The sequence below is a fragment of the Epilithonimonas mollis genome, assembly GCF_900142325.1.
Classification (GTDB): Bacteria; Bacteroidota; Bacteroidia; order Flavobacteriales; family Weeksellaceae; genus Epilithonimonas; species Epilithonimonas mollis.
This window is the reverse complement of the sequence record NZ_FRAM01000002.1, coordinates 152753-165166: the sequence shown is the minus strand read 5'-3', so window position 1 is coordinate 165166 and position 12414 is coordinate 152753. Positions and strand designations below refer to the sequence as shown.

Sequence of the window (12414 nt, the reverse complement as noted above, 5' to 3'; positions counted from 1 at the left end):
TAAAATTACGCTGTTAGCTGATTGCTAATAGCAAACCGCAAATAGCAAATTATGAGTTTTTTAAATACCGTTCTTAAAAGTTTTTTGGGAGACAAAAATGCAAAAGATTTAAAAGAAGTAAAAAAAGTTGTCACAAAAATTAAAGCAGCAGAACCAAACATCCAGACATTATCAGATGATGGATTGCGTGATAAAACCTCTGAGTTCAAAGAGAAAATAAAAACTGCCGCTGCCAGGTTTACAACCCAGATCGAAGACATAAAAGAGCAGATTAAAAACTCAACAAACGTTGACGAAAAGGAAGCACTTTTCGGCAAAATAGAAGCTTTGAAAAAAGAATCTTATGAGGTCGAAGAGAAAGTCCTTAACGAGATTCTTCCGGAAGCTTTTGCCTTAGTAAAAGAAACATCCAGACGTCTGGCTCATAACGGAGAGATCCGCGTCACAGCAACCGAAAGAGACCGTGAATTGGCCGCTTCAAAAGATTTTGTCTTTATAGAAGGCGAAACTGCTGTCTGGAAAAACAGCTGGGATGCAGCCGGGACACCTGTGGTTTGGGACATGGTTCACTATGACACCCAGTTTATTGGAGGTGTTGTATTGCACCAGGGTAAAATTGCTGAAATGGCAACGGGTGAAGGTAAAACATTGGTGGGAACACTTCCAATCTATCTGAATGCTCTTCCCGGACGTGGTGTACACGTTGTAACCGTAAACGACTATCTTGCAAAAAGAGACTCAGCGTGGATGGGACCATTGTATGAGTTCCATGGATTGACGATTGATTGTATCGATCTTCATCAGCCAAACTCCGATTCGAGAAGAAAAGCTTATCAGGCCAGCATCACTTACGGGACGAATAACGAATTCGGTTTCGATTATCTTAGAGATAATATGGTAACCAACCCGACTGAATTAGTGCAGGGAGAGCTGAATTTTGCCATCGTCGATGAGGTGGACTCCGTTTTGGTGGATGATGCAAGAACGCCTTTGATTATTTCCGGACCTGTTCCGCAAGGCGACAGACAGGAATTTGATGTTTTGAAACCTTCTATCGACAGAATCGTTGAAGTTCAGAAAAAAACAGTTTCGGTTCTTTTCAATGAGGCTAAAAAATTAATTGCTGCCGGAAAAACAAAAGAAGGCGGTTTCAAATTGCTTCAGGCTTACAGAGGTCTTCCGAAAAACAGACAATTGATCAAATTCTTGTCAGAAAGCGGAAACCGTGCATTGCTTCAGAAGGTTGAAGGTCAGTATATGGCGGACAATAATCGTGATATGCCGATCGTGGATAAAGATCTTTATTTCGTTATCGATGAGAAAAATAATCAGATCGATCTGACCGACAAGGGTGTAGAATATATGTCTGCGGGTAACGAAGATCAAAACTTTTTCGTTCTTCCGGATATCGGGACAGAAATTGCGGAGGTTGAAAAGAAAAACCTTTCCAAGGAGGAAGAATTTGCTGCTAAAGAAGAACTATACAGGGATTTTGCAGTAAAATCTGAGCGTGTTCACACGATGAACCAATTGCTCAAGGCATATACATTATTCGAAAAAGATGATGAATATGTGGTCATTGACGGCGAAGTTAAAATCGTGGATGAGCAGACTGGCCGTATCATGGAAGGTCGACGTTATTCGGACGGACTTCACCAGGCGATCGAAGCAAAGGAAAATGTAAAAATTGAAGCAGCAACACAAACTTTTGCTACAATTACTTTGCAAAACTATTTCCGTATGTATAACAAACTGGCCGGGATGACCGGAACTGCGGAAACTGAAGCGGGAGAATTCTGGCAGATTTACAAACTGGATGTTGTTGTAATTCCTACAAACAGACCTATCCAGAGAGATGACAGACAGGATTTGGTTTACAAAACCAACCGTGAAAAATATAATGCTGTAATAGAAGAAATCGAAAAACTAACCTCAGCAGGAAGGCCTGTTTTGGTGGGTACAACCTCAGTAGAAATTTCCCAGTTGCTTTCCAGAGCTTTACAGTTAAGAAAAATTCAGCATCAGGTTCTGAATGCTAAATTACATAAAAAAGAAGCAGAGATTGTTGCCGGCGCTGGTGGACCAGGTGTTGTGACGATTGCAACCAATATGGCTGGTAGAGGTACCGATATCAAGCTTAAACCAGAAGTGAAAGAAGCAGGAGGCTTGGCCATCATTGGTACAGAAAGACACGATTCCCGCCGTGTGGACAGACAGCTGAGAGGTAGAGCCGGCCGTCAGGGAGATCCCGGGAGTTCTCAGTTCTATGTTTCTTTGGAAGATAATCTGATGCGTCTTTTCGGTTCTGAGAGAATTGCTAAAATGATGGACAGAATGGGACATAAGGAAGGTGAAGTAATTCAGCATTCTATGATTTCCAGATCTATCGAGAGAGCTCAGAAAAAAGTGGAAGAAAATAACTTCGGTGTCAGAAAAAGACTATTGGAGTATGATGACGTTATGAACAAGCAGCGTGACGTGATCTACAAAAGAAGAAAGAATGCATTGTTCGGTGATCATTTGAAATATGACATCGTGAATATGATTTACGATACGGCTGCGGCAATTGTTTCTCAGACCAGAGCAACAGGAAATTATAAAGATTTCGAATTTGAGATCATCAAACATTTCACAATGGAAGCGCCTGTAACAGAATCAGAATTCTCCAGTACTCAGATTCCTGCTTTGACAGATATTGTTTTCAAGAAAGCTAAAGAAGATTACGATTTAAGATTAAATCTTCTTAAAGAAAAAGCTTATCCGATTATTGAGAATGTTTACCTGAACCAAGGTTCTATGTTCAAGATGATTCAGGTCCCTTTCAGCGATGGATCGAAAACAATGACCATTGTGACTGATCTGAAAGAAGCTTATGAAACCAGGTGCGAATCACTCATCACAGACTTCGAGAAGAATATTTCTCTGGCTATCATTGATGAAAACTGGAAAACACACTTAAGAGAAATGGATGATCTTCGTCGTTCTTCTCAGGGTGCGGTTTACGAACAAAAAGACCCGCTGGTTATTTATAAGCAAGAATCTTTTTACCTGTTCAGTGAAATGGTTGACAAGGTGAATAAGGAGATTGTTTCTTTCTTGTACAAAGGAGAAATCCCGGCTTAGAACTAGACTTCAAACTAAAATATTTATATCCTGTTGAATTATCAACAGGATTTTTATTTGGAACAATTCTTAATAATCTGATAAAAATCACAATTATTGTTAATTTAGAACAATTAAAAATAATATATTTGCACAAAATTATTCCTAATGAAGAAAATTATTGTGAGTGCTGTGATTTTGGTTTCTACTTTTGCTTATGCACAGGAAAGTGATTCTATTAAAAGGTCAAATAATATAGATGAGGTTGTCGTTCACGGATACATTACTAGAGACAGAGAATCTGTGAACAAAATGCCGTTGAAGGAGATTGAAAACCCACAGGTTTACAATATTGTAAATAAAAATGTAATTGCAGAGCAGGTTGTTACCAATTTCAATGATGCTTTGAAAAACGTTACCGGTATTGCTAGACTTTGGGAATCTACAGGAAGAGGAAATGATGGTGGGGAATATTATACAATGAGAGGTTTTTCTCTACAACCAAGCTTAGTCAATGGAATGCCGAGTTTGAGCAATGGAACACTTGATCCTGCCGGAGTTGAAACTATTGAAGCCATCAAAGGGCCTTCTGGAACTTTATATGGAGGAAGTGTCATTTCTTATGGTGGTCTGATTAATGTCATCACAAAAAAGCCATATAATTATTTCGGTGGAGAAATTAACTATGTCAATAGTAGTTATGGTCTTAATAGAATTACTGCTGACATCAACACACCATTAAGTAAGAACCTATTCGCAAGGGTAAATACAGCCTATCAGAAAAACAATACTTTCCAAGATGCTGGTTTCAACGAGTCTTTTTATGTCGCTCCTTCCGTTAAGTTTGTTGCGAATGATAGATTGACTTTTTACATCAACACGGAAATAAAAACTTCTGAGTCTGCGAATGCACCTATGATTTTTCTAAATAGATATGCTCCGCTTTCTTTTTATTCCATTGGAGTTTTTAAAGATAATTATAAGAAGTCTTATACAAGTAATGACTTAACAATTAACAATAATTCATTTAACCTGCAAGCAACTGCTGTTTATAAAATATCAGATAACTGGACATCAAAAACCATTGTTTCCAGAAGCAATACAAAAAGTAATGGTTATTATCAATACTTGTGGGATCAATCTAATGGAGGTGATTTTAAAAGATACATTGCCAATATCGCAGGTGAAACCAATACTACAGGGATACAACAAAATATTAACGGCAGTTTTAATATTGGTAATTTAAAAAACAAATTGCTTATAGGTCTTGATTATTTTCAACAAAATTTTATCCAAGCAGGCACCAACTATGCTGAATATGGTCTTGTTAATATAGTCAATCAAACTGACACTAAGTGGAATAACCTTACAAAATCTGGTGTGGATGCCGTTCTTGCTAGTGCTACACAAGAGCCAAATAATGCTGAGTCAAAAATATATAGCGCCTACATTTCTGATGTTATTAATATTCTTCCCAACTTATCTGCAATGCTAAGCCTTAGAGCAGATCATTTTACGGGAAGATTGTTATATGCAACAACAGATTCAAAAGCAAAAACTACTTTATCTCCTAAATTTGGATTAGTGTATCAGCCAATCCAAGATAAAGTTTCAATCTTTGGAAACTATATGAACGGATTCCAATACGTAGGTCCTCAAAATGTAACAGATGTTAGTGGGCAACCCACAAATGAATATATATATTTTGACCCAGAACATGCAAATCAATGGGAAATTGGTACTAAAGCGAATCTAGCAGGAGACAAATTCTCTATTACCGCTAGTTATTACGATATCAATGTAAAAAATAAAGTAATGGGCAATGGTCTGAACACAAATCAAGGGGGAGAAGTTGATAGCAGGGGTGTTGAAGTTAGTGTACTCGGAAGTCCTATTCCAGGAATGAATGTTATTGCCGGTTATAGCTATAATTACAGTAATGTCGTAAAGGGCGACGAAGGTTATCCGGGAAACAGAACAGAAGAGGCCGGACCAAAGAATTTAGTTAATTTCTGGGCAACCTATAAAGTTCAAGAAGGAGCACTTAAAAACTTTGGTCTTGGTTTCGGGGGGAACTCTGCAAGCAGATTTTATACACTTAACAGAGGTAATACTGGTGCTTTTCCTCTTCCCAGCTACATTATTATGAACTTTTCTCTTTCCTATACAGAAGATAAATATAGCATCATTTTGAAATTAGACAACATAGCTAACAAGAAGTATTTCTCTGGCTGGTCCACAGTGACACCGCAGAGACTGAGGACACTATCTCTAAGTTTGAATTATAAATTCTAAAAAATTAAAAAAGCTAAGTTTGCAACTTGGCTTTTTGCATATATATGAGAAGAAAAAAACACCATCATAAAAAAAAACCAGGATTTTTCAAGAAATGGTCGGCCAAACTACATCTGTGGTTTGGCTTATCCATTGGTTTCCTGATATTTATTATTTCGATTACCGGTGCGCTTTATGTTTTCAAAGATGAGATAGAAAACTTTACCCGTAAAGAATATATCTATCACAACGAACAAAACATTGAAGGCAAAAAAATAATCCCTATCCGGGAGCTTGAAAAATTAGTCAATCAGCAAACCAAAGAAAAATATCCGATCCACTGGGTCAATATTCCGATTGATAAAAAAATGTCCTATCAATTCTACTGGTATGAGCATCAACCTGATCAATGGAATTACTTCGATGAGTTTCCAATCTATAAGCTGGCATATGTCAACCCTTACAGTGGAAAAGTTTTGCAGGTATATGATGAGAAAAACGGCTTCTTTGCCATTGTCAAATCCATCCACTGGAGCTTCCTTCTCAAGCAGGATTGGGGAACTTATGTTGTCGGGATTCCGGTTATTATTTTCCTGATCATGCTGATCACAGGAATCGTTCTTTGGTGGCCGAAAAATAAAGCGGCAAGAAAACAGCGTTTCAAATTCCAATGGAAAGACACCACACAATGGAAAAGGAAAAACTACGACCTTCATAACATTCTTGGATTTTATTCCTCCGTTTTTGCATTGATTCTTACAATCACAGGATTATTCTATGCATTCTTTGTGGTTCAGGCAATGGTTTATTTTGCATTTTCAGGAGGAGAAACCGCCTATCCGGATTTTTCCAAAATTACCACGAAAGCGCCCTTGGAGATGAGAAACGACAAAACGCTTGATAAGATTTCTGATAAAGTGAAAGAACTCTATCCTACAGCTTATGGCTTTAGTCTGGATCTGGGACACCCGCATATCGATGATCATGAACACCCGAATTTCGAGGTTTATGTAAAGCACCTTTCCTATTCTTACCACAAAAGCAGCAGTCTGATTTTTGATGAGAATTCCGGAGAACTTTTACACATTCATGATCCAAAAGATAAAAACTTCGGCGAAAAAACAGTTGCAGCCAATTACGACATCCACGTTGGAGCAATATTAGGTCTGCCAACTAAAATCATTGCTTTCATAGTAAGTCTGATCATCGCATCAATGCCGGTAACCGGGTTTATGATCTGGTGGGGACGAAGGAAGAAAAAAGCAATTAAATAATTGGAAAAAACCTGACTTTAATCATTCAGGTTTTTCATTAAATTTAATTCATACTATTACAGTATGATTTATTTCTTTTCTACATTTGCTCATTAATTTTAAATTATGAGCAGACATTCGATTATTTTTAAAAAGACAGTTATTGTCTTTTTTGTTTTATCATTCACATTCACTTTTGCACAGAATTCCTTTTACGGAAAAATTCTTGACAGCATTAACAATAAATCCATCAACGGTGCAAAGATAACATCTAGAACAGACAAAAATCTATCGATACAGACAGACCAGAACGGAAGCTTTGTGTTAGACAACATCAATTCTTTTCCTATGGAATTGAAGATCCAGAAAAAAAGTTTTGAATCAAGGACAATCACGTTGAAAGAAAAACCAGCAGATACACTTTTCATCAAACTTCTCCCAAACGATGTCGTCATCACAGAGGTGGTTGTCACAGCCAGAAGAAGAGAAGAAACCGCTCAACAGGTTCCGATTCCCATCAGTGTCATCTCAGGAAAAAGAGCGGAAGAAACGGGTGCATTCAATGTAAATCGGTTAAAAGAATTGGTACCTTCTGTTCAATTTTACAGCTCAACTCCAAGAAATACAAGTCTCAACATCCGAGGGTTGGGTTCAACTTTTGGTTTGACAAACGACGGCCTCGACCCGGGCGTTGGATTTTATGTGGATGGTGTTTATTATGCAAGACCTGCAGCTACAACACTGGATTTTGTAGATATCGAAAGAATCGAAGTATTGCGAGGTCCACAAGGAACTCTGTTTGGTAAGAATACAACAGCGGGAACTTTTAACGTAACTACAAAGCAACCAAGTTTTACAACAGGCGGAACAGCTGAGATCAGCTATGGAAACTATGGCTTCATACAGGCAAAAACCTCAGTGACTGGAGCAATCACAGAAAAATTCGCTAACAGATTTTCCGCTTCCGGAACACACAGGGATGGAACAATTTATAATTCTAGAACCAGTCAGGAACTTAATGACATTAATTCCATCGCTATCCGAAACCAACTTCTATACAAACCGAATGAAAAGCTGAGACTCATCCTAACCGGGGATTACAACAGATTGAGAGCCAATGGATATGCACAGGTCATCGCAGGAGTTGTAACAACCAAACGAGCGGCTTACAGGCAATTCAATAATATTATCTCTGATCTTGGCTACACACTTCCAACAATTGATCCATTCAATAGGATGGTCGACACAGACACACCTTGGAAAGCCGAACAAGATATGGGCGGATTTTCCCTGAATGTGGAATATAATCTGGGAAAAGGAAAAATCACGTCAACCTCTGCCTGGAGATTTTGGAAGTGGAATCCTTCCAATGACCGGGATTTTACGGGGCTTTCGGCATTGGCAAAATCACAGGCACCAAGCAAACATCAGCAATGGAGCCAGGAAATCCGTTGGTCTGGAAACTTCAATGAAAAAATCAGCGGAGTCTTTGGAGTTTTCGGAATATGGCAAAGATTACGAGCCGATAAAGACGGACAAATCGAAGAAGCAGGAAAAGACCAATGGCGATTTTCTCAAAATTCTACAAATCCGACAGTCGTTAATCAATGGAAAACGCCCGGGCTTCTGGAAGGTTATGGAATCAAATCTTATCCTAGCCTCAATTCCTTCAGTGGAGCAGTTTTTGGACAATTAGACTGGACTTTCACCGAAAAACTTAGTTTACTGCCGGGAATTAGAATTAACTATGATAAAAAAGAAATCGATTTCAAAAGAATTACTTATGGAGGATTAGAAACCAATGATCCCGCCTTGATAGCTTTGAAGAATTCTGTTTACAGCAATCAGGAATTCAACGCATCGATTGATGATACTAATTTTTCTGGCCAGATAACATTGGCATTCAAACCCACTAAAAATTATAATCTTTTCGGAACTTTCTCTACAGGCTTCAAGCCGGTTGGTCTTAATCTTGGAGGGCTTCCAACAGAAAACGGCCGTGTTATGACGGAACTTGCTGTTGTAAAGCCGGAAAGAATTCTACATTATGAAATCGGGCTGAAATCTCAACCTCTTAAAAATTTAATTTTTAATTTAACGGTTTATAATTCTGATATCAAAGATTATCAAATACAAGTCCAGGCAGAAAGTTTACAACTAAACAGAGGTTATCTTGCCAATGCACAAAAAGTGCGAGTAAGAGGAATTGAAACCGATATTTCTTATACATTCAGTAATTTTTATTTCTTCACGAATCTGGCTTATACAGAAGCGATTTATAAGAAATTCACCAACGCACCTCCAGCATTGGAAGATACAGGCGGCGTGAATTATGTTGACATTTCCGGGGGAGTCTTACCCGGAGTGTCAAAATGGGCAGGCTCAACAGGTGGGGAATTTAATTTCGCAGGAAAGTTTCTGAAATACAGTGGCGATTATTTCCTTGCACTGGACAGTTATTATCGTTCCACATTTTCCTCAAGTCCGACACCTTCAAAATTCTTGAATATTCCCGGTTATGCATTATTCAACACCAGATTCGGTTTCCGCGTTAGGCAAGGCGTTACGACCTATGTCTGGATCAGAAATATACTTAACCGGGATTACTTTGAACAATTGCTTCCGGGAGCCGGAAATGCGGGACATTATGCCGGCATTTTAGGTGACCCGAGAACTTTTGGATTAACGATAAAAGTCAGCTTTTAAAATTTAAAATTAATTTAATATCTGATATATATTAAACTGATTTTCCTTAAATTTATGGTCTTAAAACAAAATAAACATTGATGTCATTAATTGATTTATCCAAGCAAATAGCTATAGGAATAGATATTGGCGGAACAAATACAAAATTCGGGTTGGTAAACCACCGTGGAGAGATCCTTGCCAAAGGCAGTATCAAAACGGAAGAATATAAACAAGTTGAGGACTTTATTGATGCCTTATATGTCAATATCAAACCTCTGATAGAAGATGTCAGTGAGAACACCACTTTGGATGGTATCGGCGTTGGCGCTCCGAATGCAAACTATTTTAAAGGTACAATAGAATTAGCCCCTAACCTTCCCTGGAAAGGTGTGGTTCCTTTTGCCGAACTAATGCAAAAAAAATTCGGGGTTCCTTGCAGAATGACCAATGATGCCAATGCAGCAGCGTTGGGAGAGATGATGTTTGGTGCAGCAAGAGGAATGAAGGATTTCATCATGATCACACTTGGGACAGGTGTTGGAAGTGGAATTATCAGTGGTGGAAATCTTATTTACGGACACGATGGTTTTGCAGGAGAATTAGGCCACACGATTGTGAAACCGGGCGGAAGAAAACATTGGAGCACAGGATCGGAAGGAAGCCTGGAAGCTTATGCGTCTGCAACAGGAATTGCCATCACGGCAAAAAAATTCAGGGCAGAGTTTCCTGATTCTATGCTGAATCAATATCCTGAGGAAAACATCAATTCCAAAACAGTCTTCGAATGTGCAGAGAAAGGAGACGCAACGGCTATCGAGGTTTTCCGCTATACAGGCCAGAAACTTGGAGAAGCTTTAGCCAATTTTGTAATGTTCTCTTCACCGGAAGCGATACTGCTATTTGGTGGCGTGATAAAAGCAGGCGATTTCCTTTTGAAACCGGCAAAATTACACATGGAACGGAATCTTTTACCGATTTTCCGTTCAAAAGTAAAACTGGTGTTCAGTGAACTGGACGAAGCAGATGCTGCCATTCTCGGCGCAAGTGCTTTGGTTTGGGAAAATAAATAATTTTAAGAATCCTTGGATTTTTCTGTTCTTAATAGGAATAATTTTTGCTATTAAGATATCGGAAAATCAAAGGATTTTTTATTGGCGATAATGACACGTTATTTATTAATCATCTTAAGTTTTTTTCTCATCAACTGCAATGGACAGGAGAAAAAATCAAAACCTTTAACAAATCAAAAAATGGACAAGAACAATTTGGAATATGCCACTTTGGCAGGCGGATGCTTTTGGTGTGTAGAGAGCTGCTTTCATATGCTGAAAGGCGTAGAATCTGTAACATCAGGATACTCCGGCGGACATACAGACAATCCAACTTATGAGGAAGTATGCACGGGAACTACAGGCCATGCAGAAGTGGTGGAGATTGCGTTCGACCCGAAGATTATTTCCTTCAAGCAATTATTGGAAGTATTCTGGTTTCTTCATAATCCCACAACTCTGAACAGACAGGGAAATGATATCGGAACGCAATACAGATCAGCTATTTTCTATCATTCCGAAAAACAAAAGCAGGAAGCCGAAGAATCTATGAAGGAATCTGAAGCAAAACAAGAATGGAACGGAAAATATGTGACGGAGATTGTTCCTTTCAAAAAATTCTGGGCGGCAGAAGCCTATCATCAAGGCTATTATAACGCCAATCCGACCCAGCCCTATTGCAGTGCTGTAGTGGGACCAAAGATCCAGAAATTTAAAAAACATTTTGGAGAATTGGGTTGGTTAAATGAAAAAGTGGAGCAATAAAGCTCCACTTTTTTTTATAATACTTTAAACTAAGAATTTTCTGCGTTAATTAACAAAAGGTTTTATCACGCCAGTTTTACTGTCACGTTCCACTTTATATCCCAGATTATAGGTAATTCCAATTCCTAATGTCTGTTTCCTCTGCAGTTTCTGGATCTGATCATGATCGTACATCATATCAATCGTTACAACTGTCGTGATATATTTATTGAATTTCAGATTCAGACTTCCGCTGTAATTGATATCCACCCTTTCGGAGTGCTGGAGATAGTTACTGAAGAAATTAATCTGGTTGATATAGGTTGCATCTTTGAACAGCTTAATCTTATAAAGGATGTTTAACATGGTTCCCACCTCCGCTCTCATAACCTGGCCGTCTCTTTCCAAACCATAATTGCCCGCAAATTGAAGTTTTTCATCTAACACAAAGGTGAACTTCCCGTTCAAAGGCCTCAGAATAACCTGAAAATTCTCATTAGGGTTATAGGACACACCGATACCGAGGTTAAGATAGCCTGGTGCCATGAACTTTGAAACCCTGTCATCAAAAACCGGATCCGGCGTGTTGGAATAATTATATCCAGCCGTAAACTGTGAAAGGAATTGAAATCCTGTGGAAAGGTAATAATGCTGCGCCAACTCGTAACCATAATTGGTCATAATGTTGATATAATCGTCCGTCTTTCTTGTAGATTGCCCCGTTGAAGACACGAAGCCATATCCAAGCTGGATATTATTGTCAAGATAATGTCTGTTCTTTTTATAAACAATGTTATAATTTACTTTCCCGATAACGCCAATATTGTTATTGCCGCCAGCATACCAGTTAGAAAACGATGACTGATTGAAAACCAGACTGTTCTGCCCAAAAATGAACCAGCGTTTTAGCGTCGGCAAAGTCAAAATGGATGAAGGCGTGAGCGGACTCGTGTCATTATTGTTAGGAATTATAACAACATTATTCGTGATTTTTACAGAATCTTTCTTTATAGATCTGATGTCAATAATTCTCGGATTAGCAAGACTGTCAAGATCTATCGCTGTCGAATCCCATTTTTTCTGATTAATAGAATCAATGACTTTTTGATAATCAGTAATTTGAGCCTGCAACAGCAAACCAAATACAATACAAAATACCGCCAATACCTTTTTCATTAATATCAAATTTTAGACAAAAATAGCAAAACTAATTTTGCCGAAAACTGACTTTATAACCAAAATTGTATCAATAAGGGATTTTTTTTCAGACAAAATTACCTTTTCTTCTGATTGGCTATAAAATT

Annotated in this window: 7 protein-coding genes; 6 read left to right on the top strand and 1 reads right to left on the bottom strand. The window is 38.3% G+C overall.

Translation table 11 applies throughout. From position 1 onward, the window contains the following. Window positions 1-51 precede the first annotated feature (51 nt). The 6 genes from secA to msrA all read left to right on the top strand — a co-directional run bounded on the left by secA (window position 52) and on the right by msrA (window position 11131). Window positions 52-3123: a preprotein translocase subunit SecA gene (gene secA / locus BUA97_RS08190; protein ID WP_072997378.1), complete on the top strand. Its 3072-nt coding sequence runs from the start codon at window positions 52-54 to the stop codon at window positions 3121-3123. A gap of 147 nt (window positions 3124-3270) precedes the next feature. Next, complete coding sequence (locus BUA97_RS08185) at window positions 3271-5397, top strand: TonB-dependent siderophore receptor (RefSeq protein WP_072997377.1); 2127 nt, start codon at window positions 3271-3273, stop codon at window positions 5395-5397. A 44-nt stretch (window positions 5398-5441) separates the two neighbouring features. Further along, complete coding sequence (locus BUA97_RS08180; RefSeq protein WP_072997376.1) at window positions 5442-6650, top strand: PepSY-associated TM helix domain-containing protein; 1209 nt, start codon at window positions 5442-5444, stop codon at window positions 6648-6650. 105 nt (window positions 6651-6755) lie between these two features. Continuing rightward, complete coding sequence (locus tag BUA97_RS08175; protein WP_072997375.1) at window positions 6756-9335, top strand: TonB-dependent receptor; 2580 nt, start codon at window positions 6756-6758, stop codon at window positions 9333-9335. A gap of 80 nt (window positions 9336-9415) precedes the next feature. Next, window positions 9416-10387, top strand: a complete 972-nt coding sequence (locus BUA97_RS08170; protein WP_072997374.1) for an ROK family protein — start codon at window positions 9416-9418, stop codon at window positions 10385-10387. A 180-nt stretch (window positions 10388-10567) separates the two neighbouring features. Next, on the top strand, window positions 10568-11131 hold the full coding sequence (msrA, locus tag BUA97_RS08165) for a peptide-methionine (S)-S-oxide reductase MsrA (RefSeq protein WP_394332923.1): 564 nt from the start codon (window positions 10568-10570) through the stop codon (window positions 11129-11131). Between the two features lie 45 nt (window positions 11132-11176). Here the strand turns inward: msrA and BUA97_RS08160 are convergent, their stop codons facing one another. Continuing rightward, entirely contained in the window at window positions 11177-12286 is a 1110-nt protein-coding gene (locus tag BUA97_RS08160; protein ID WP_072997372.1) for a DUF3078 domain-containing protein, read from the bottom strand. Window positions 12287-12414 lie beyond the last annotated feature (128 nt).

Excerpts from the sequence above, each read along its gene's own strand:
- secA (WP_072997378.1), top strand. The coding sequence starts at position 52 with ATGAGTTTTTTAAATACCGTTCTTAAAAGTTTTTTGGGAGACAAAAAT.
- BUA97_RS08185 (WP_072997377.1), top strand. The coding sequence starts at position 3,271 with ATGAAGAAAATTATTGTGAGTGCTGTGATTTTGGTTTCTACTTTTGCT.
- BUA97_RS08180 (WP_072997376.1), top strand. The coding sequence starts at position 5,442 with ATGAGAAGAAAAAAACACCATCATAAAAAAAAACCAGGATTTTTCAAG.
- BUA97_RS08175 (WP_072997375.1), top strand. The coding sequence starts at position 6,756 with ATGAGCAGACATTCGATTATTTTTAAAAAGACAGTTATTGTCTTTTTT.
- BUA97_RS08170 (WP_072997374.1), top strand. The coding sequence starts at position 9,416 with ATGTCATTAATTGATTTATCCAAGCAAATAGCTATAGGAATAGATATT.
- msrA (WP_394332923.1), top strand. The coding sequence starts at position 10,568 with ATGGACAAGAACAATTTGGAATATGCCACTTTGGCAGGCGGATGCTTT.
- BUA97_RS08160 (WP_072997372.1), bottom strand. The coding sequence starts at position 12,286 with ATGAAAAAGGTATTGGCGGTATTTTGTATTGTATTTGGTTTGCTGTTG.